At 68.9% G+C, this 20655-nt stretch carries 20 protein-coding genes; 16 read left to right on the plus strand and 4 right to left on the minus strand.

Going from position 1 to position 20655, the window contains the following annotated elements:
* Positions 1–7 precede the first annotated feature (7 nt).
* Both G6N23_RS09340 and G6N23_RS09345 read left to right on the plus strand, forming a co-directional pair.
* Positions 8–820 (plus strand): MBL fold metallo-hydrolase, encoded by an 813-nt coding sequence (locus G6N23_RS09340; protein WP_085259532.1) that lies wholly within the window; start codon positions 8–10, stop codon positions 818–820.
* Positions 821–932: 112 nt separating this feature from the next.
* Positions 933–2666 carry an amidohydrolase gene (locus tag G6N23_RS09345; protein WP_165758665.1) on the plus strand — a complete coding sequence of 578 codons (1734 nt, stop codon included), beginning with the start codon at positions 933–935 and terminating at the stop codon, positions 2664–2666.
* 5 nt (positions 2667–2671) lie between these two features.
* Here G6N23_RS09345 and G6N23_RS09350 read toward each other — a convergent pair whose 3' ends face one another.
* A complete protein-coding gene (locus G6N23_RS09350; protein ID WP_220096654.1) occupies positions 2672–3328 on the minus strand; it encodes a DUF5666 domain-containing protein in 657 nt (218 codons plus the stop codon).
* 178 nt (positions 3329–3506) lie between these two features.
* On the opposite strand from G6N23_RS09350, the gene trxA reads away from it, so the two are divergent.
* The 4 genes from trxA to G6N23_RS09370 all read left to right on the plus strand — a co-directional run bounded on the left by trxA (position 3507) and on the right by G6N23_RS09370 (position 6709).
* Positions 3507–3887, plus strand: coding sequence for a thioredoxin (gene trxA, locus G6N23_RS09355; RefSeq protein WP_085259529.1), 381 nt, complete (start codon positions 3507–3509; stop codon positions 3885–3887).
* 26 nt (positions 3888–3913) lie between these two features.
* Positions 3914–4747, plus strand: coding sequence for an enoyl-CoA hydratase (locus G6N23_RS09360; RefSeq protein ID WP_085259528.1), 834 nt, complete (start codon positions 3914–3916; stop codon positions 4745–4747).
* A 23-nt stretch (positions 4748–4770) separates the two neighbouring features.
* Positions 4771–6408 (plus strand): ABC-F family ATP-binding cassette domain-containing protein, encoded by a 1638-nt coding sequence (locus G6N23_RS09365; RefSeq protein WP_085259527.1) that lies wholly within the window; start codon positions 4771–4773, stop codon positions 6406–6408.
* 109 nt (positions 6409–6517) lie between these two features.
* A complete protein-coding gene (locus tag G6N23_RS09370) occupies positions 6518–6709 on the plus strand; it encodes a helix-turn-helix domain-containing protein (protein ID WP_173675024.1) in 192 nt (63 codons plus the stop codon).
* A 91-nt stretch (positions 6710–6800) separates the two neighbouring features.
* Here the strand turns inward: G6N23_RS09370 and G6N23_RS09375 are convergent, their stop codons facing one another.
* Together G6N23_RS09375 and acnA are read right to left on the minus strand one after the other, a co-directional pair.
* The gene (locus G6N23_RS09375; RefSeq protein ID WP_085259525.1) at positions 6801–7364 is read right to left on the minus strand and encodes a TetR/AcrR family transcriptional regulator; all 564 of its coding nucleotides are present in this window, start codon (positions 7362–7364) and stop codon (positions 6801–6803) included.
* A gap of 23 nt (positions 7365–7387) precedes the next feature.
* Entirely contained in the window at positions 7388–10204 is a 2817-nt protein-coding gene (gene acnA / locus G6N23_RS09380; RefSeq protein ID WP_085259617.1) for an aconitate hydratase AcnA, read from the minus strand.
* 151 nt (positions 10205–10355) lie between these two features.
* Between acnA and G6N23_RS09385 the strand changes: the two genes are divergently transcribed.
* The 9 genes from G6N23_RS09385 to G6N23_RS09425 all read left to right on the plus strand — a co-directional run bounded on the left by G6N23_RS09385 (position 10356) and on the right by G6N23_RS09425 (position 19278).
* Positions 10356–10907 carry an Rv1476 family membrane protein gene (locus G6N23_RS09385; RefSeq protein ID WP_173675023.1) on the plus strand — a complete coding sequence of 184 codons (552 nt, stop codon included), beginning with the start codon at positions 10356–10358 and terminating at the stop codon, positions 10905–10907.
* A 243-nt stretch (positions 10908–11150) separates the two neighbouring features.
* Positions 11151–12572, plus strand: a complete 1422-nt coding sequence (ripA, locus tag G6N23_RS09390; protein ID WP_085259524.1) for an NlpC/P60 family peptidoglycan endopeptidase RipA — start codon at positions 11151–11153, stop codon at positions 12570–12572.
* An 11-nt stretch (positions 12573–12583) separates the two neighbouring features.
* The gene (gene ripB / locus G6N23_RS09395) at positions 12584–13285 is read left to right on the plus strand and encodes an NlpC/P60 family peptidoglycan endopeptidase RipB (RefSeq protein WP_085259523.1); all 702 of its coding nucleotides are present in this window, start codon (positions 12584–12586) and stop codon (positions 13283–13285) included.
* A gap of 121 nt (positions 13286–13406) precedes the next feature.
* Positions 13407–14516: a chaperone MoxR1 gene (gene moxR1 / locus G6N23_RS09400; RefSeq protein WP_085259615.1), complete on the plus strand. Its 1110-nt coding sequence runs from the start codon at positions 13407–13409 to the stop codon at positions 14514–14516.
* A gap of 59 nt (positions 14517–14575) precedes the next feature.
* A complete protein-coding gene (locus G6N23_RS09405) occupies positions 14576–15487 on the plus strand; it encodes a DUF58 domain-containing protein (RefSeq protein WP_085259522.1) in 912 nt (303 codons plus the stop codon).
* A gap of 31 nt (positions 15488–15518) precedes the next feature.
* On the plus strand, positions 15519–16526 hold the full coding sequence (locus tag G6N23_RS09410; protein ID WP_085259521.1) for a VWA domain-containing protein: 1008 nt from the start codon (positions 15519–15521) through the stop codon (positions 16524–16526).
* Between the two features lie 90 nt (positions 16527–16616).
* On the plus strand, positions 16617–17366 hold the full coding sequence (fabG1, locus tag G6N23_RS09415) for a 3-oxoacyl-ACP reductase FabG1 (protein WP_085259520.1): 750 nt from the start codon (positions 16617–16619) through the stop codon (positions 17364–17366).
* A 36-nt stretch (positions 17367–17402) separates the two neighbouring features.
* A complete protein-coding gene (gene inhA, locus G6N23_RS09420; RefSeq protein WP_085259519.1) occupies positions 17403–18212 on the plus strand; it encodes an NADH-dependent enoyl-ACP reductase InhA in 810 nt (269 codons plus the stop codon).
* A 22-nt stretch (positions 18213–18234) separates the two neighbouring features.
* A complete protein-coding gene (locus tag G6N23_RS09425) occupies positions 18235–19278 on the plus strand; it encodes a ferrochelatase (RefSeq protein ID WP_085259518.1) in 1044 nt (347 codons plus the stop codon).
* On the opposite strand, the gene G6N23_RS09430 is transcribed toward G6N23_RS09425, so the two are convergent.
* On the minus strand, positions 19275–20138 hold the full coding sequence (locus G6N23_RS09430; protein WP_085259517.1) for an Rv1486c family protein: 864 nt from the start codon (positions 20136–20138) through the stop codon (positions 19275–19277). The genes G6N23_RS09425 and G6N23_RS09430 overlap by 4 nt on opposite strands.
* Positions 20139–20216: 78 nt before the next feature.
* Between G6N23_RS09430 and G6N23_RS09435 the strand changes: the two genes are divergently transcribed.
* Positions 20217–20651, plus strand: a complete 435-nt coding sequence (locus G6N23_RS09435; protein ID WP_085259516.1) for an NfeD family protein — start codon at positions 20217–20219, stop codon at positions 20649–20651.
* Positions 20652–20655: the final 4 nt, after the last annotated feature.

Here is a 20655-nt window from a genome sequence, read left to right on the forward strand (position 1 = left end):
CGGCCGCGTGTTCTGGCTGTGCAGGACATGCGGCGTCGAGCACGACGCCACGCCGGAGGTCTGCACCATCTGCGCCGACGAGCGGCAGTGGGTGCCGGCCGAGGGCCAGCAGTGGGCGACGCTGGAGGAGTTGGCCGCCGAGGGCGTCCGGTCCACGGTCGCCGTCCTCGAACCCGGGCTGATCGCCCTCGGCAGCACTCCGCCGCTGGGCATCGGTCAGCTGGGCAAGCTGGTGTGCACCGCGGGCGGGAACGTGCTGTGGGATCCCTCGGGCTTCCTCGACGATGCCGCGGTGGCCGCGGTGACCGAGCACGGCCCGCTCGTGGGGATCGTCGCGAGCCACCCGCACATGTTCGGCGCCCAGGTCCAGTGGAGCCGCCGGCTCGGCGGGGTGCCGGTGTATGTCAACGCCGCCGACGCGCAATGGGTGATGCGGCCCGACCCGGTGATCAGCTACTGGTCAGACCGCTTGAGGCTCACACCGACGCTGACCGCGGTGCAGGTCGGGGGTCATTTCCCCGGCAGCGCGGTGGCCTGCTGGGAGGACGGCGCCGACGGGCGCGGTGTACTGCTGGTCGGCGACACCATCTTTCCGAACCCGGACCGGCGTACGGTGGCCTTCCTGCGCAGCTATCCGAATCGGATTCCGTTGTCGGCCGCGGTGGTGCAGCGCATGGCCGACACCCTCGCCGGGCTGCGCTTCGACCGGATCTACGGGCTGTTGGCCAATACCATCGACACCGGCGGTGCGGCGGCGGTCCGATTCTCCGCCGACCGCCATGCCGCCTGGGTGCGCGGCGACTACGACGACCTGACGTGATCCGGCCCGAACGGCCGGGTGGCCGGGTGCGTGGCGGTCGCTGACATACTCGTCGCGTGAACCGCGTAAGGCCCCCGGCGGCGGTCGACTGCGACTGAGAAGAGCGGACAGGGTGACGACGAGCAGGCGACGGTTCATGGCCGGGATGGCGGCTGCGGCGGCCGGTACGGCCGTCGGCGGTCTCGCCGGGTGTACGTCGCGGGGGCCCGGGGCCGACACCATCTTCATCGGTGGCCCGGTGGTCACGGTGGCGCCGGGGGCGCCCGAGGCCGAAGCGCTCGCGGTCACCGGCGCCCGGATCAGCAGGGTCGGCACCGCCGAAGACGTGCTGCGGCTGCGGGGATCGGAGACCACCGTGGTCGACCTGCGCGGCCGGGCGTTGCTGCCGGCGTTCGTGGAACCGCATGGTCACCCGTTCGAGATGGGCACCACCCTGGCCCCGCCGGCCATCGACGTGCGTCCCTTCACGGTCTCGACCGCCAGCGGCGTGTTCGAGAAGCTGACCGAGGCCGTGGCCGACACCCCCAAAGGGCAGCCGATCCTGCTCAACGGCGTGGACCCGCTGCTGCAGACCGGGCTGGGGTCGTTCACCCGCACCGAGCTGGACCGACTGGCGCCGCACAACCCCGTGGTGATCATCACCAACAGCGGCCACGCCGGCTATGGCAATACCGCCGCGTTCGCCGCGGCCGGGATCACCAAGACCACCCCCAACCCGCTCGGTGCGCAGTATCTGCACGGGCCCGACGGGCAGCTGACCGGCGAGGTGCGCGAGGCGGCGGCGCTGATGGCGCTGACCGCGCCGTTCTCCGGTGCGATCATGGCCAACGCCGGCGACAACCTGCGCTGGGCCTACGCTCAGCTGGCCCGCGCGGGTATCGCGACCGCAACCGAGCATTCCTACGACGCGCGTTCGCAATCCGAGGTCTTCGGAAAGTTGGCCCAGCAGGCCGACTGCGCGGTGCGGGTCCGTGCCTACGAGATCGGCACCCCTGAGCTGGCCGACGACCCGAACAACGTGCGCGGCAAGCGGGCCGGTGCCGACGTGCTGTTCGACAAGATCGGGATGAAGATCTGGGCCGACGGATCGCCATGGCAGGGCAACATCTTCACCACGTTCCCGTACCTGAACAACGCGACCACCGCGGGGATGGGGCTGGGTCGCGACCACCGCGGCGGGATGAACTACACCCCCGAACAGATCCAGCAGCTGGCAACGGCTTTCATCGATCAGCGTTGGCAGGTCTCCTGCCACGTGCACGGTGATGCCGCCATCGATGTCGTCATGGACGCCTTCGAGCAGGCGCGGGTGTCCCCGGCGCTGCGGCCACGGCTTGAACACGTCGGGGCCATGCGGCCCGATCAGTTCGCCCGGGCCGCGCACCTGGGCGTCACCCCGAGCCTGTTCATCGAGCACATCTATTTCTGGGGAGATGTGTTGGTGGACAAGTTGTTCGGTTCCGATCACGGGGCGCACTGGATGTCGGCGCGTTCGGCTTTCGATGCGGGGCTGCGCGTCTCGTTTCACAACGACGGCACCGTCACCCCGCCCGACCCGATCGGCAACATCGCCACCGCGGTGAACCGCATCGCCAAGGGCAGCGGCCGGGTACTGGCCCCTGAACAGCGGATCGGCGTCGACGAGGCGCTTCGGGCGCAGACCATCAACGCCGCCTGGCAGCTGCGGCTGGACACCGAGATCGGCAGCCTGGAAGCCGGCAAGTACGCCGATCTGGTGGTGCTCTCGCGCAACCCACGGCGTATCCCGCCGGCCGACCTTCGCGACGTCGCGGTCGAGGCGACCTATCTGATGGGGCGACAGACCTACGGCAAGGTGCTGGGGTAAGCGACTTACATCGCCGGTTCGGGGCAGGCGTCGCCGTCGGGCGCCCAGACCGAGATCCTGGTCGCCTGCAGCACGCCGTTACCGTCCTTCTCGCCGCGGGCGGCGACGCACTTGCCGTCACTGATCACCCCGGCGCCGACGGTGACCATCCTGCGCAGGTGGGTGTCGTCGTTGACCGTCACGGTGGTCTGCCCGTTCGCGCCGGTCACGGTGATGGTGTCGCCGGCCACGGAGTCGACGACCCCGCGGACCCCGCGATGCGGAGCGGGCGGGGCGGGGGCGTCGGCGGCAGCGGCCGGCCGCTGCGGGCACTTGCCGTCGATCGGGGTGCTGATCGCCACCCACTTCGCGGTGATGGCGCCGCTGTCTGCCGGGGCGCTGCCCGGGGCGGCGCCGGCCTTGATGCAGGTGCCGGCGGTGATCTCGCCGAGCTGCGCCGGTACCGGCTCGACGATGCGGGTGGAGTCACTGAAGGCGACGGTGGCGGAGCCGGCGGGCCTGGCCACCTCGAAAGTGCTGCCGGTCACCGAGGACACCGGGCCGATCACCCGGTCGCCCTCGGCGTGGGCCGATGCCGGGACGAACAGGGCCGCAGCGAACAGCGCTGCGGCACCGGTGAGCGTGCAGAGCGCCGGTGCAGCGGTACTGGGGAGGGCAGACATCAGCAGTTCTCCGATCGTCGAGGTCGGCGACGGGTGTGTCGCCGGACACGTGTTACCACCGTCAATGGCCGAGTTAGCGCACAGCTAGGTCTACGCTATGAGCCCGCTGTGTAAGCTACTCCGTCCTTGCCCGGTCGCAGCCGGGAACACCACGGGGAGTCCGGGCGTTGGGGCAATCATGGCAACTCAAGACCTCACCGCGGCGAAGTTCGAAGAAACCATCGCCGACAACGACATTGTCCTGGTCGATTTCTGGGCCTCCTGGTGCGGGCCGTGTAAATCCTTCGCACCGACGTTCGAGTCCGCCTCGGAGAACCACCCCGACGTGGTGTTCGCCAAGGTCGACACCGAGGCCGAGCAGCAGCTGGCCGCCGCCGCCCAGATCCGGTCCATCCCCACGCTGATGGCGTTCAAGAAGGGCACGCTGGTGTTCAACCAGGCCGGCGCGCTACCCGCCGCGGCGCTGGAGCACCTGGTCCAGCAGGTCAAGGATCTCGACATCGACGCAGCGGTGGCCGCACAACAGCAGGCGTCGCAGGACAAGCCCGAGCAGGTCTGATCCGCGGCACGCGATAGCGTGCAGCGGTGACCACCGCATCGCACAACGGCTCCGAATTCGTCCTCGTCGAACGCCCGCGTCCGCAGGTCGCCCTGATCACGCTGAACCGCCCGGAGCGGATGAACTCGATGGCGTTCGACGTGATGGTGCCGCTGCGTGATGTCCTGGCGCAGATCAGCTACGACAACTCGGTGCGGGTGGTCGTGCTCACCGGGGCGGGGCGGGGATTCTCCTCGGGCGCCGACCACAAGTCGGCCGGTTCGGTGCCGCACGTGGCCGGACTGACCCGGCCGAGTTTCGGGTTGCGATCGATGGAACTGCTCGACGACATCATCCTGTCGCTTCGGCGCCTGCACCAGCCGGTGATCGCGGCGGTCAACGGCGCGGCGATCGGCGGCGGCCTGTGCCTGGCGCTGGCGGCCGACATCAGGGTCGCCGCGACGGACGCTTATTTCCGGGCGGCCGGGATCAACAACGGCCTGACCGCCAGCGAACTGGGGCTGAGTTATCTGCTGCCGCGGGCGATCGGGGCGTCGCGGGCGTTCGAGATCATGCTCACCGGACGCGACGTCGACGCCGCCGAGGCCGAGCGGATCGGTCTGGTCTCCCGGGTGGTCGAGTCGGCGGATCTCCTGGACACCTGCTATGACCTGGCCGAGCGGATCGCCGGATTCTCCCGGCCGGGTACCGAACTGACCAAGCGGACTCTTTGGAGCGGACTCGATGCCGGTAGTCTGGAGGGGCACATGCAGGCCGAGGGGCTCGGACAGCTCTATGTGCGCCTGTTGACCAGCAACTTCGAGGAAGCCGTCGCTGCGCGCGCCGAGAAGCGCCCACCGGTCTTCACCGACGACAAGTAATCGACTCAGGAGTATGCGCGCCCGTGATCACCGCAACGGACCTCGAGGTCCGCGCCGGAGCGCGCACGCTGCTCGACTCGGTCGGATCGGTGTTGCGGGTGCAACCCGGCGACCGGATCGGCCTGGTCGGCCGCAACGGCGCCGGTAAGACCACCACGCTGCGCATCCTCGCCGGTGAGGGCGAGCCCTACGCGGGCACCATCACCCGCACCGGCGATGTCGGCTATTTGCCGCAGGATCCCCGCGAAGGCAACCTCGACGTCTTGGCGCGTGACCGGGTGCTGTCGGCACGCGGCCTCGACACGATCCTGGCCGATTTGGAGAAGCAGCAGGTGCTGATGGCCGAGGTCGTCGACGACGCCGCGCGGGACCGCGCCATCCGCCGCTACGGCCAACTCGAGGAGCGGTTCGCCGCGCTGGGCGGCTATGCCGCCGAGAGCGAAGCGGGCCGGATCTGCACCAGTCTGGGCCTGCCGGAGCGGGTGCTGACTCAGCCGCTGCGCACCCTCTCGGGCGGCCAGCGCCGCCGGGTGGAGTTGGCTCGCATCCTGTTCGCGGCGGGCGAGGGCGGTTCCGGCGGCGCCGGCGCGGGCACCACCCTGCTGCTCGACGAACCGACCAACCACCTCGACGCCGATTCGATCGGCTGGCTGCGCGACTTCCTGAAGAGCCACAGCGGGGGACTGGTGCTGATCAGTCACGACGTGGATCTGCTGGCCGACGTGGTCAACCGGGTCTGGTTTCTCGACGCGGTACGCGGTGAGGCCGACGTCTACAACATGGGCTGGCAGAAGTACCTCGACGCCCGGGCCACCGATGAGCAGCGGCGCCGCCGGGAACGGGCCAACGCCGAACGCAAGGTCGCCGCACTGCGCACCCAGGCTGCAAAGCTGGGCGCGAAAGCCACGAAAGCCGTTGCAGCGCAGAATATGCTGCGTCGTGCCGACCGGATGCTGGCCGCGCTGGACGAGGAACGCGTCGCCGACAAGGTCGCCAGGATCAAGTTTCCGACTCCGGCCGCGTGCGGTAAGACCCCGCTGATGGCCAGCGGCCTGACCAAGATGTACGGCTCGCTGGAGGTGTTCAGCGGGGTGGACCTGGCCATCGACCGGGGTTCGCGGGTGGTCGTGCTGGGCCTCAACGGTGCGGGCAAGACCACGCTGCTGCGGGTGCTGGCCGGGGTTGAGATCCCCGATGCCGGGCAGCTCGAGCCCGGGCACGGCTGCAAGATCGGCTATTTCGCCCAGGAGCACGACACCATCGACAATGCGGCGACGGTGTGGGAGAACACCGTTCACGCCGCCCCCGACACCTCCGAGCAGGATCTGCGCGGCCTGCTCGGCGCGTTCATGTTCACCGGGCCGCAGCTGGATCAACCGGCCGGGACACTGTCCGGCGGTGAGAAGACCCGGCTGGCGCTGGCCGGGCTGGTGGCCTCGACCGCGAACGTGTTACTGCTCGACGAGCCGACCAACAACCTCGACCCGGCCTCGCGCGAGCAGGTACTCGACGCGTTGCGCAGCTACACCGGGGCCGTCGTGCTGGTCACCCACGACCCGGGTGCGGCCGAGGCGCTCGACCCGCAGCGGGTGGTGCTGCTGCCCGACGGCACCGAGGACCATTGGTCGGCCGATTACCGCGATCTGATCGAGCTGGCATAGCGGAGGGTCGCGGTACGCCTGCATTTTCCGCCAAAGCCGCCCGGTATCGCCGACGCCTTCCTACGCTGAACCCGTTGGTACGGCGAGGGGATGGTGAGGGGACGTGGCGATGACGAAACCGGACAAGCTGCGCGATCGACAGCTCGTCGAGTTGCGCAACGCCTACGAGCGCGGGGCCAGCATCCGCACCCTGGCGGTGTCCACCGGGCGATCGTACGGATCGGTGCACAGCATGCTGCGGGAGTCGGGTGTGGCGATGCGCAGCCGCGGCGGGCCCAATCACCGCACCCGGCCCACCTAGCCCCCCGTCCGGCGAGCGTGCGTGTCTGCACGCGACACAGCGGCGGTGAGTGGCATTGTGTGCACGTTCGCGCCGGGCGGGGGAGCCGAAATCAGCGCTGCCGCACCGAATCCTCCACCAGATCAAGCACCGCCGACAGCCGCCGGGGATCCTCGCCCGAGGCCAGCCGCGCCACCAGGCCGTCGAGCACCAGGTCCAGATAAGTGTGCAGGACGTCGGCCGGAACGTCGTCGCGCAGTCGGCCGGCCTGCTTCTGCCGATGGAGCCGATCCGTTGTCGCAGCTGACAATTCGGCTGAGCGCTCCGCCCAGCCGCGGCTGAACTCGGGGTCGTGGCGCAGTTTGCGCGCGATCTCCAGCCGGGTGGCCAGCCAGTCGTACTGCTCCGGCGCGGCCAGCATGTCCCGCATCACGCCGATCAGGCCGGACCGGGCGGCCACCTCCGCCATCTGCGCGGCATCCTCTTGGGCGAGCTCGAAGAACAGGGTGTCCTTGTCGCGGAAGTGGTGGAAGATCGCGCCCCGCGACAGCCCGACGGTCTGCTCCAGGCGTCGCACCGTGGCCCCGTCGTAGCCGTAGGCGGCGAAGCACCGCCGCGCGCCGTCAAGGATCTGGCGACGCCGGGCCGCCAGGTGATCCTCGCTGACCCTGGGCATCAGCTGCTCGCCGCCTACGCGGACTACTTCGACTTCAACATGTTGCGCAGCACGTACTGCAGGATGCCGCCGTTGCGGTAGTAGTCGGCCTCACCGGGGGTGTCGATGCGCACCACCGCGTCGAACTCCACGGCACTACCGTCGGCCTTGGTGGCCTTGACGTGCACCGTCTTCGGCGTCTTGCCCTTGTTGAGCTCCTCGATACCGGTGATGTCGAACACCTCGGTGCCGTCCAGCTTCAGCGACGCCGCGGACTCCCCGGCGGGGAACTGCAGCGGGATGACGCCCATCCCGATCAGGTTGGACCGGTGGATGCGTTCGAAGGACTCGGTGATCACCGCCCGCACCCCCAGCAGCACGGTGCCCTTGGCGGCCCAGTCACGTGACGAACCCGAGCCGTACTCCTTACCGCCGAGCACGACCAGCGGAATGTTCTGCGCCGCATAGTTCTGCGCGGCGTCGAAGATGAACTCCTGCGGGCCGCCGTCTTGGGTGAAGTCGCGGGTGTAGCCACCCGAGACGTCATCCAGCAGCTGGTTGCGCAACCGGATGTTGGCAAACGTGCCGCGGATCATCACCTCGTGGTTGCCGCGCCGTGAACCCAGGGAGTTGTAGTCGCGGGGCGAGACGCCGTTGGCCTCCAGGTACTGCGCGGCCGGGGTGCCCTTCTTGATCGCACCGGCCGGGCTGATGTGGTCGGTGGTGACCGAATCGCCCAGCAGCGCAAGCACTCGGGCGCCGGTGATGTCGGCGACCGGTGCCGGCTCGGCGGGCATTCCGTCGAAGTAGGGCGCCTTGCGCACGTAGGTCGATTTCTCGTCCCAGGCGAAGGTGTTGCCCTCCGGGGTGGGCAGCGAGCGCCAACGCTCATCGCCCTTGAACACATCGGCATAGGAGCTGACGAACATGTCCCGGTCGATCGAGGAGGCGATGGTCTCCTGGATCTCGGCCGTGGTGGGCCAGATGTCGGCGAGGAAGACGTCGTTGCCGTCATGGTCCTGGCCGAGCGGTTGGGAGGCGAAATCGAAGTCCATGGTTCCGGCGATGGCGTAGGCGATGACCAACGGCGGGGAGGCCAGGTAGTTCATCTTCACGTCCGGCTGGATGCGGCCCTCGAAGTTGCGGTTGCCCGACAGCACCGCCGTCACCGACAGGTCGTTGTCGTTGATGGCCTTCGAGATCTCCTCGGGCAGCGGGCCGGTGTTGCCGATGCAGGTGGTGCAGCCGTAGCCGCCCAGGTAGAAGCCGAGCTTCTCCAGGTAAGGCCACAGACCGGCCTTGTTGTAGTAGTCGGTCACCACCTGCGAGCCGGGAGCCATGTTGGTCTTGACCCACGGCTTGGAGGTCAGGCCCTTCTCGACGGCTTTTTTGGCCAGCAGGGCAGCACCCAGCATCACCTCGGGGTTGGAGGTGTTGGTGCAGGAGGTGATGCCGGCGACGACGACCGCACCGTGGTCGAGAATGAACTCACCGCGCTCGGCCGATGACACCTTGACCGGCTTGCTGGGCCGACCGTCGCAGTTCTGCGCCGCCGAGGGCACCGCCGCGTCGTCGTCGGCGAAGGACAGCACCGCGGGGTCGGACGCGGGGAACGACTCCTCCACCGCCTCGTCGAGCTGACTGTGCGGTGCGCTGCCCTCCTCATCCACGTAGTTGTGAATGTCCTTGCGGAAGGCGGTCTTCGCGTCGGAGAGCTCGATGCGGTCCTGCGGGCGCTTCGGGCCGGCGATCGAGGGGACGACTGTGCTCAGGTCCAGCTCGATGTACTCCGAGTACGCCGGCTCCCGGGCGGGGTCGTGCCACATGCCCTGGCGCTTGGCGTAGGCCTCCACCAGGGCCAGCTGCTGCTCGCTGCGGCCGGTCAGCCGCAGGTAGCTGATGGTCTCGTCATCAATCGGGAAAATCGCTGCGGTGGAACCGAATTCGGGGCTCATGTTGCCCAGGGTGGCGCGGTTGGCCAGTGGCACCTCGGCCACGCCCTTGCCGTAGAACTCGACGAACTTACCCACCACACCGTGGCGGCGCAGCATGTCGGTGACGGTGAGCACCACATCGGTGGCGGTCACGCCCGGCTTGATCTCACCGGTCAGTTTGAACCCGACCACCCGCGGGATCAGCATCGACACCGGCTGGCCCAGCATGGCGGCCTCGGCCTCGATGCCGCCGACGCCCCAGCCGAGCACACCGAGGCCGTTGACCATGGTGGTGTGGCTGTCGGTGCCCACGCAGGTGTCGGGGTAGGCCACACTGACGGTCTTCCCGCCCGCCACCCCCTCACGGACCATCACGGTGCGGGCCAGGTACTCGATATTGACCTGGTGGACGATGCCGGTGCCCGGGGGGACGACCTTGAAGTCGTCGAAGGCGCCCTGGCCCCAGCGCAGGAACTGGTAGCGCTCGCCATTGCGCTGGTACTCCAGTTCCACATTGCGCTCGAAGGCATCCGCGCGACCGAACACGTCCAGGATCACCGAGTGGTCGATCACCAGCTCGGCCGGAGCCAGCGGGTTGACCTTCTCGGGGTCACCGCCCAGGGCGGCGACGGCTTCGCGCATGGTGGCCAGGTCGACGATGCAGGGCACGCCGGTGAAGTCCTGCATGACCACCCGGGCGGGGGTGAACTGGATCTCGACGCTGGGCTCGGCGGCCGGATCCCAGTTGGCGATCGCGTTGATGTGGTCTTTGGTGATGTTGGCGCCGTCCTCGGTGCGCAGCAGATTCTCGGCCAGCACCTTGAGGCTGTAGGGGAGTTTCTCGGTGCCGGGTACGGCGTCGAGGCGGTAGATCTGATATTCGTCGTCACCCACCGTCAGGGTGTCACGGGCTCCGAACGAATTCACCGAATCTTTGCTGGTCACTTCAACTCCCCGAGATCGAGTTCTCCTCCATCGACGGGTCCGCGCCGACGGGCGTCATAAACCCTAACAGTACGGTTGTCCTGTATAAAGTAAGGATCACCTCACCTGAGCGGGGTTGATACCGTCATCGCTCGTGACCACCCCGCATCCGCCGGCCTACATTCCCGGCGAGCTCTGCCTCACCGTCGGACTCGACCCGGCAACCCCGCCCGATGAGTGCATGGCGCTGGTCAAGGTTGCCGTGGCCGTCGACGGGGTGAGCGCGCCGGCGGCTGACGTACCGGCGTTGCGCAACGTCGTGGCCGATGCGGCCCGCGACGGCATCGACCTCAAGATCGTCGAGGTCGCCCGTAACCCGGGGATGGACACCGCGCTGCGCGACGTCGCCACGGTGGTGGGCTACGACTATCCGGACTCCACCGTGCTGGTGCTCAGTACCACTTACGTCGGCAGCTACAGCGGACAGTTTCACCGGGCCAAATTGGAGGCCGCCGAGGATCACGCCAAAACCGGCGACCCGGTGCTGTCCGCGCAGAATTTTCTCAATGAATTGAACACCCCCGATCTGCCGTGGACGGGACTGACGGTGGCACTGCTGATCGGGGTGGCGGCAGCGGCCGTCGGCACCCGTTTTCTGCAACGGCTCAGCAAACGCGACTCGGAACACGTCGGCGCCGTCGAGTAACGCATCTGAGCTACTGAAACACTGATTCCGGGCGATCAATGATCGCCCCTGTTCGGGCTTTCGCAAAGAACTAGGTCACCAGTCGGTCACAACCCGCTTAATTACAAAGACGTAGTTTGTTACGAACGTTTCTCCAGTGACTGATGTGACGTATGGTTCAAAAGTCGCAGCTGTTATCTGTGCTGTCGTCACCGGCCGAAGAGCGCGGCGCCGCCTGCCCGAGTCCGAGGAGATCCAAGCCGAATGAGACGCACCCGCTGTGGCGCTGCCGACTCTGCCGGCTCTGTGCTCCGGGCCGCCAGGTGCACCCGAACCGCCGCAGCGTCGGTGCTGAGCACCGCGCTGCTGTTGGGAACTCCCGGACTGGCGGCCGCCGAACCGACACCGGATCCCGACGGCATCGCGGCGCTGATCGCCGATGTCGCCGAGGCCAACCAGCAGCTGCAAGACCTGGGCGCCCGGATTCAGCAACAGAAGGAGAGCGTCAACAAGGCTCTGGTCGACCTGCAGACCGCGCGCGAGGACGCCGGCTCGGCCCAACAGGAGGTGGAGGCCGGCCGGGCGGCGATCGTCGAAGCCGACGCCAAGATCGTGGCCGCCCAGGAGCGGTTCAACACCTTCGCCGCGTCGACCTACGTCAACGGGCCCTCCGACAGCTATCTGACCGCGAGCGACCCGTCGGAGATGATCGCCGCCGCTGCCGCCGGCCGGACGCTGGCGCTGAGCTCGCAGCAGGCGCTGGACAACCTGAAGCGGGCCCGCACCGAGCAGCTGAACAAGGAGTCGGCGGCCCGGCTGGCCAAGCAGAAGGCCGACCAGGCGGTCGCTGACGCGCAGTCGAGCCAGGACGCCGCGGTGGCCTCGCTGACCGATACCCAGCGCAAGTTCGGCGAGCAGCAGGGTGAGATCGACCGGCTGGCCGCCCAGCGCAACGCGGCACAGGCCAGGCTCGCCGCCGCCCGCAGCCAGCAGCAGCCCCAAGCGGGGCCCGCACCGGCAGGGGACCGGTGGGGCAACCCGGCCGGGCCGGCGCCCGCCAAGCGCGCCGAGACGTGGGACGGGCCCTGGGATCCGACCCTGCCCGCGGTGCCCAGCGCCAACATCCCCGGCGACCCGATCGCCGTCATCAACCAGGTGCTCGGGATCTCCCAGACCTCGGCGCAGGTGACCTCGAACCTGGGCCGCCAGTTCCTGCAGTCGATCGGGCTGGCCAAGCCCGATGACACCGGCATCAACAACGGCAAGATCCCGCGGGTGTACGGCCGGCAGGCCTCCGAATATGTGATCCGCCGGGCGCTCGCCCAGCGCGGGGTGCCGTACTCCTGGGGCGGGGGCACCGCGGCGGGACCCGGCCGCGGCATCGGTTCGGGTTCGGGCACCGTCGGATTCGACTGCTCCGGGCTGATCCTGTACGCGTTCGCCGGGGTGGGCATCAAGCTGCCGCACTACTCAGGTTCGCAGTACAAGATGGGCCGCCAGATCCCGACCGCACTGGCCCGGCGCGGCGACGTCATCTTCTACGGCCCCGGCGGCAGCCAGCACGTGACGCTCTACCTCGGCAACGGCCTGATGCTGGAGGCCCCCGACGTGGGCCAGGTGGTGAAGGTGTCGCCGGTACGGAAAAGCGGCATGACGCCCTTTGTAGTCCGATACATCGAGTACTGACGGTGGAGCGAATGCGACAGAGTTCACTACGTCTATCCCGGCTTATCGCGTCGCTGCTGGTGGCGGGTCCGGTGATGCTGGGGCTGGCCACACCGGCCGCGGCGGATCCGGGATGGGATCCCACCCTGCCGGCGACGATCAGCGCCGGGGCGCCGGGCGATCCGCTGGCGGTCGCCAACGCGTCGCTGCAGGCCACCGCGCAGGCCACCCAGACCACCATGGATCTGGGCCGCAAGTTCCTGTCCGGGCTGGGTTTCAACGTCGGCGACGAAGCCGCCGGGAACGTGTCTCCCGGCCAGCGGGTGCACGGCAAGCAGGCCATCGAGTACGTCATCCGCCGCGCCGGCTCGCAGATGGGGGTGCCCTACTCGTGGGGCGGCGGCTCGCTCACCGGCCCGAGCAAGGGGATCGACTCGGGGGCCGGCACGGTCGGCTTCGACTGCTCGGGGCTGATGCGGTACGCGTTCGCCGGCGTCGGGGTGCTCATCCCGCGGTTCTCCGGCGACCAGTACAACGCCGGCCGGCATATACCGCGGAATCAGGCCCGCCGCGGTGACCTGATCCTCTACGGCCCCGGCGGCGGGCAGCACGTGGCGATGTTCCTCGGCGGCGGCAAGATGCTGGAGGCTTCCGGCAGCGCCGGCAAAGTCGTCGTCAGCCCGGTGCGAACGGCCGGCATGACGCCGTATCTGACCCGGATCATCGAGTACTGACGGCCCGTACGTCGACGGATGCTACGAACCCTGGAATAGTGAAACGCGGGCACGACGCTGCCCCTCGGCCGATGGGCCGTGCAAGCAGTTGTGTCTGCCGACCTTTGTGGAGGATTTCTCGATGACGTCATCGGATGGGACGCCCGCGGGCGCCAGCGGTTTTCCCGGCCAGGAGGGCGCGCAGGCCTCCGGCTCAGGCCTGGCCGCTGATGTACACGCGCTCGAGCGGGCCATCTTCGAGGTCAAGCGCGTCATCGTCGGCCAGGACCAGCTCGTCGAGCGGATCCTGGTCGGGCTGCTGGCCAAGGGACACGTGCTGCTCGAAGGGGTGCCCGGGGTGGCCAAGACCCTGGCCGTCGAGACCTTCGCCAAGGTGGTCGGCGGGTCGTTCGCGCGCATCCAGTTCACCCCGGACCTGGTCCCGACCGACATCATCGGCACCCGCATCTACCGGCAGGGCCGCGAGGAGTTCGACACCGAGCTCGGCCCGGTGATGGTCAACTTCCTGCTGGCCGACGAGATCAACCGTGCGCCGGCCAAGGTGCAGTCCGCGCTGCTGGAGGTCATGCAGGAACGTCAGGTGTCCATCGGCGGCAAGAGGTTCCCGCTGCCCACCCCGTTCCTGGTGATGGCCACCCAGAACCCGATCGAACACGAGGGCGTCTACCCGCTGCCGGAAGCGCAGCGCGACCGCTTCCTGTTCAAGATCAATGTCGGCTACCCCTCCCCGGAGGAGGAGCGCGAGATCATCTACCGGATGGGTGTCACCCCGCCGGAGCCCAAGCAGATCCTCAACCCCGGCGACCTGCTGCGGTTGCAGGGCCTCGCGGCCAACAACTTCGTGCACCACGCGCTGGTCGACTACGTGGTGCGGGTCATCACCGCCACTCGCCACCCCGAGCAGTTCGGTATGCCGGACGTGAAGAGCTGGCTGTCCTTCGGGGCGTCGCCGCGCGCCTCGCTGGGCATCATCGCCGCATCCCGGGCGCTGGCACTGGTGCGCGGCCGCGACTACGTGATCCCGCAGGACGTCATCGAGGTCATCCCCGACGTGTTGCGGCACCGGCTGGTGCTGTCCTACGACGCGCTCGCCGATGAGATCACTTCGGAGATCGTCATCAACCGCGTGCTGCAGACAGTGCCGCTGCCGCAGGTCAATGCCGTTCCGCAGCAGCAGCATTCAGCGCCGCCGGGTGCCCCGACCGCTGCGGCAGTGGCCAGCGGTCGGTGAGCGACCCGGGCACCGGGCAGGGCTCATCAGACCCGGGAACCAGCACCGCGCCGCCCTCAATGCTGCGCGGGGGGATCCGTGACCCCAAACTGGCGGCGGCGCTGCGAACCCTCGAGCTGACCGTCAAACGCAAGCTCGACGGTGTGCTGCACGGGGATCACCTCGGACTGATTCCCGGGCCCGGCTCGGAACCCGGCGAGTCGCGGCTCTACCAGCCCGGCGACGACGTGCGCCGGATGGACTGGTCGGTCACGGCACGCACCACCCATCCGCATGTCCGCCAGATGATCGCCGATCGGGAGTTGGAGACCTGGCTGGTGGTCGACATGTCGGCCAGCATGGATTTCGGTACCGCGACCTGCGAGAAGCGTGACCTGGCGGTGGCCGCGGCCGCGGCCATCGTCTACCTCAACAGCGGCGGCGGCAATCGGTTGGGCGCGTTGGTGGCCAACGGTGAGCGCGTTGTGCGGGTGCCGGCGCGCTCCGGGCGCAACCACGAGCAGACATTGCTGCGCACCATCGCCACCGTTCCGCGCGCCCCGGCGGGGGTGCGGGGCGACCTGGCGCTGGCCATCGACGCCCTGCGCCGGCCAGAACGACGGCGCGGCATGGCGGTCGTGATCAGTGACTTCCTCGGCCCGATCAACTGGATGCGCCCACTGCGTGCGATCGCGGCCCGCCACGAGGTGCTGGGCATCGAAGTACTCGATCCGCGTGATGTAGAACTGCCCGACGTCGGTGATGTGGTGCTGCAGGACACCGAATCCGGCGTCACCCGCGAGTTCACCATCGACGCGAAACTGCGCGACGATTTCGCCCGGGCCGCGGCGGCCCACCGCGCCGATGTCGCACAGGCGTTGCGCAGCTGTGGTGCGCCGCTGTTGTCACTGCGCACCGACCGGGACTGGATCGCCGACATCGTTCGATTCGTCGAGTCACGCCGGCGCGGCGCGCTGGCGGGGATGTCGTGATTTCGGCCCGCATGCAAAAGACAGGTCTGCTATGACATTGCCGCTCCTCGGGCCGATGACGCTGTCCGGTTTCGCTCACCCGTGGTTCTTCCTGTTCTTGTTCGTCGTCCTGGGCCTGGTCGCGCTGTACATCCTCATGCAGGTGGCGCGGCAGCGGCGGATCCTGCGGTTCGCCAACATGGAGTTGCTGGAGAGCGTGGCGCCCAAGGCGCCGACCCGGTGGCGGCACCTGTCGGCGGTCCTGCTGGTGAGCTCGCTGCTGCTGTTCACCATCGCGATGGCCGGCCCAACCCACGACGTGCGGATCCCGCGCAACCGCGCGGTGGTGATGCTGGTGATCGACGTGTCGCAGTCGATGCGGGCCACCGACGTCGAACCCAGCCGGCTGGTGGCCGCGCAGGAGGCCGGTAAGCAGTTCGCCGACGAGCTGACCGCGGGCATCAACCTCGGTCTGATCGCCTACGCCGGCACCGCGACCGTGCTGACCTCGCCGACCACCAATCGCGAGGCCACCAAGGCGGCGATCGACAAGCTGCAATTGGCCGACCGGACCGCCACCGGGGAGGGCATCTTCACCGCGCTGCAGGCGATCGCCACCGTGGGCGCGGTGATCGGCGGCGGCGACACACCGCCGCCGGCGCGCATCGTGTTGCTGTCCGACGGCAAGGAGACCGTCCCGTCCAACCCGGACAACCCCAAGGGGGCGTTCACCGCGGCGCGCACCGCCAAGGACCAGGGGGTGCCGGTCTCGACGATCTCGTTCGGCACGCCGTATGGCTACGTCGAGATCAACGAGCAGCGCCAGCCGGTGCCGGTCGATGACGACTCGCTGAAGAAGATCGCCGACCTGTCCGGCGGCACTGCCTACACCGCATCCAGCCTGGCCCAGCTCAAAGAGGTCTACTCCACCCTGCAGGACCAGATCGGCTACGAGACGATCCGCGGCGACGCGTCCACCGGCTGGTTGCGGCTCGGTGCGTTCATCCTGGCGCTGGCCGGGCTGGCGGCGCTGCTGCTGAACCGGCGGCTGCCGGCCTAATCGGTTCCGACGTTGACACTGCGCTCAGGGCGCGAAAGTGCGAGTAGAGCGCGCCCTCAGCGCAGAGTCAGCATGTTAGTCCGATAAGTTATGCCGGTGACTGACAGCGAAACGCCGGCAGGCAAACCTCCGTTTGTGTCCCGTTCGGTCCTGGTCACCGGCGGAAACCGGGGTATCGGGTTGGCGATCGCTCAGCGGCTGGCCGCCGACGGCCACAAGGTGGCGGTGACCCACCGCGGCTCCGGGGCCCCGGAGGGGTTGTTCGGGGTGGTGTGCGACGTGACCGACAATGACGCCGTCGACCGGGCCTTCAAGGAGGTCGAGGAGCACCAGGGCCCCGTCGAGGTGCTGGTGTCCAACGCCGGTATCTCCAAGGATGCGTTTTTGATGCGGATGACCGAGGAACGGTTCACCGAGGTCATCGACACCAACCTGACCGGGGCATTCCGGGTGGCTCAGCGCGCCAGTCGCAGTATGCAGCGCAAGCGGTTCGGCCGGATCATCTTCATCGGGTCGGTCTCGGGCATGTGGGGCATCGGCAACCAGGCCAACTACGCGGCCGCCAAGGCCGGCCTGATCGGCATGGCCCGCTCGATCTCGCGCGAACTGTCCAAGGCGGGCGTCACCGCGAACGTCGTCGCGCCCGGCTACATCGACACCGAGATGACCCGTGCGCTCGACGAGCGGATCCAGGCCGGCGCACTGGAGTTCATCCCGGCCAAGCGCGTCGGCACGGCGCAGGAGGTCGCCGGGGCGGTCAGTTTCCTGGCCTCCGAGGACGCCGGTTACATCGCCGGTGCGGTCATCCCGGTCGACGGCGGCATGGGCATGGGCCACTAGCGACTCGTTCACTCACGAAGGCAGAGGACACTTTTCATGGCAGGCATTCTCGACGGCAAACGGATCCTGGTCACCGGGATCATCACCGACTCCTCCATCGCGTTTCACATCGCCAAGGTGGCCCAGGAAGCCGGCGCGCAGCTGATCTGCACCGGCTTCGACCGGCTGCGGCTGATCCAGCGCATCTTGGACCGTCTCCCCAGCCCGGCTCCCTTATTGGAGCTCGACGTGCAGAACCAGGAGCATCTCGACACCCTGGCCGACCGGATCACCGAGGTGATCGGGGAGGGCAACAAACTCGACGGTGTGGTGCACTCGATCGGATTCATGCCCCAGACCGGGATGGGCGTCAACCCGTTCTTCGACGCCCCCTACGAGGACGTCGCCAAGGGCATTCACATCTCCGCCTACTCCTACGCCTCGCTGGCGAAGGCGACGCTGCCGATCATGAACCCGGGCGGGTCGATCGTCGGCATGGACTTCGACCCGACGCGGGCGATGCCGGCCTACAACTGGATGACGGTGGCCAAGAGCGCGCTGGAGTCGGTGAACCGCTTCGTCGCGCGTGAGGCCGGCCCGCAGGGTGTGCGGTCGAATCTCGTTGCGGCCGGGCCGATCCGGACCCTGGCGATGAGTGCGATCGTCGGCGGAGCGCTGGGCGAGGGCGCCGGCGAGCAGATCCGCCTGCTCGAGGAGGGCTGGGACCAGCGCGCCCCGGTCGGCTGGGATATGAAGGACCCCACCCCGGTGGCCAAGACCGTCTGCGCGCTGCTGTCGGACTGGCTGCCGGCGACCACCGGCACAGTCGTCTACGCCGACGGCGGCGCCCACACCCAGTTGCTGTAGCCGGGGTCGGGCCGGACTCCAGATGGACCTCGACGCCGTCTTACTCCTGTCGTTCGGCGGACCCGAAGGGCCCGAGCAGGTTCGGCCCTTCCTGGAGAACGTCACCCGGGGGCGCGGCGTGCCCCCGGCCCGGCTCGACGCCGTCGCCGAGCATTACCAGCACTTCGGCGGGGTGTCGCCGATCAACGCGATCAACCGGGCGCTGGCCGACGTCTTGCGGGCCGAATTGCCCGGGCTGCCGGTGTATTTCGGAAACCGCAACTGGGCGCCCTACATCGAGGACGTCGTCGCGCAGATGGCCGCCGACGGGGCCCGCCGCGCCGCGGTGCTGGCGACCTCGGCCTGGGGCGGCTATTCCGGCTGCGAGCAGTACGCGCAGGACATCGCCCGGGCGCGGCGGGCGGTCGGAGAGCGGGCCCCCGAACTGGTGAAGCTGCGGCACTATTTCGACCATCCACTGTTCGTGGAGATGTTCGCCGAGGCGATCGCCGCCGCCGCCGACACCCTGCCGGCCGGCCTGCGCGACACCGCCCGCCTGGTGTTCACCGCGCACTCGATACCGGTCGCCGCCGATGAGCGCTACGGCCCGCGTCTCTACAGCCGCCAGGTCGCCCACGCCACCGGCCTGGTCGCGGCCGCGGCCGGATACACCGACTACGACCAGGTGTGGCAGTCGCGCTCCGGACCCCCGCAGGTGCCCTGGCTGGAGCCCGACGTCGAAGCCCACCTGGGCACCTTGGCCGCTGCCGGGGTGCCCGCGGTGATCGTGTGCCCGATCGGATTCCTCAGTGACAACATCGAGGTGCTGTTCGATCTCGACCACGAAGTGCGGACGCAGGCGCAGGCCGCCGGAATCGCCTACGCCCGTGCGAGCACCCCGAACGCGGACCGGCGATTGGCCCGCCTGGCGCGCGGCCTCATCGACGAACTGCGCGAGGGCGGTGAACCCGAGCGCGTCGCCGGCCCGGCCGGGCTGGGCTGTGGCTTCGGTGTCAACGGGGCGCCCTGCGGGTCATCGCACTGCGCTGCGGCAGTCGCCCCCGCCGGTTCGCCGCCGAGCGACTAGGCCCGCCAAGCCGAGTGCAGGATCGCGGTCACCGCGGCGCTGCGCGAGGAACGCACCACCGCCGCCAGCGGCCGCACCGCGTCGGTCGCGCGCTGCACCTCCGCCGACGACTGCGCCCCCACGGTGAGACCGGAACTGACCGTGATGATGGCGTCGACGTGGGCGGCCGTCTCCAGGATGCGCACCGCGCGCACCGGAGCGTGGTCTGGGATGCGGTGGTGCCGTTGCGAATCGACCAACTGCTCGACGAGCAGGCGCGGGTCGTCTCCCAGCTGTCCGGCCCAGCGCGAGCCGGTGACGGCCAGGGTGTCAGCGGCAGTTCGGACCGCCGCGCGCAACGCGTACTCGGCCTCGCCCAGATCGTGATGCTCCACCGGCACCGTGGCGGGCAGCGCATGCATCGTCCAGGACAGCTCGGTCACCAGACCGTCGGTATCGGCGGGGAAAGCGTCGTCGTCACAGATATCGGTGTCGTCGCTGAACGCCGGCACCAGCCCGATCCGGGACACCGAATCCGGTGCACCGATGAGCACCGCCTCACCGGCCAGGATCGCTTCCCGCGCGAACACCGTTGCGGCCGGCAGCCCGCGCACGTCGCCCGGTACCGGAAACACCGGCTGGATGCAGGAACCGGCGCCCGGCACCGCTGCGCCTCGCACCACCTGCAGCAACGACGCCGTGCCCCCGTCCTGGCCGCCGGACCACGCCCACCCGGCCTCGCCGATGCTGATCGCGTCATAGGCGGCCACCGATTGCACTGGCGCCCAGGCCGATAGTGCGTCCAGCAGGTCGTCGGGCGCGGCCTGACCGGCGAGCCAGGCATTGGCCCACACCGACAGGGAGACACTCGGGCACCACATGATGCAAGGCAGTGTAGTTGTCCGCGCTGCGGGTCCGGTCCGCACGGATTCCGGCGATTCTCGGGCTATCCTGGCCGCATGTCGCCTGCCCTGGTCTGGTTGGTCTTCGCGCTCGGGCTTGCCGGTGCCGAGGCGCTCACCGGCGACATGTTCTTGCTGATGCTGTCCGGGGGTGCGCTGTCGGCGGCCGGGGTCAGCTGGCTGACGGACTTGCCGCTCTGGACCGACGGCGCGGTATTCCTGGTGGTGTCGGTGCTGCTGCTGGTGCTGGTGCGCCCCGCCCTGCGGCGGCGGCTGTGGTCGGGGGCGGGCAGTGAGACCGGGGTACGGGCCCTGCAGGGCAAGACCGCTCTGGTGCTCGACCGCGTCGAGCGTCACGGCGGCCAGGTGAAGCTCGACGGTGAGGTGTGGACGGCGCGCCCGCTGGCCGACGGGGACGTCTTCGAACCGGGCGAACAGGTCACCGTGATGCATATCGACGGGGCCACCGCGGTGGTCGGCAAGGTCTTATAGAGAA

It is taken from the genome of Mycolicibacter terrae (genome assembly GCF_010727125.1).
Classification (GTDB): Bacteria; Actinomycetota; Actinomycetes; order Mycobacteriales; family Mycobacteriaceae; genus Mycobacterium; species Mycobacterium terrae.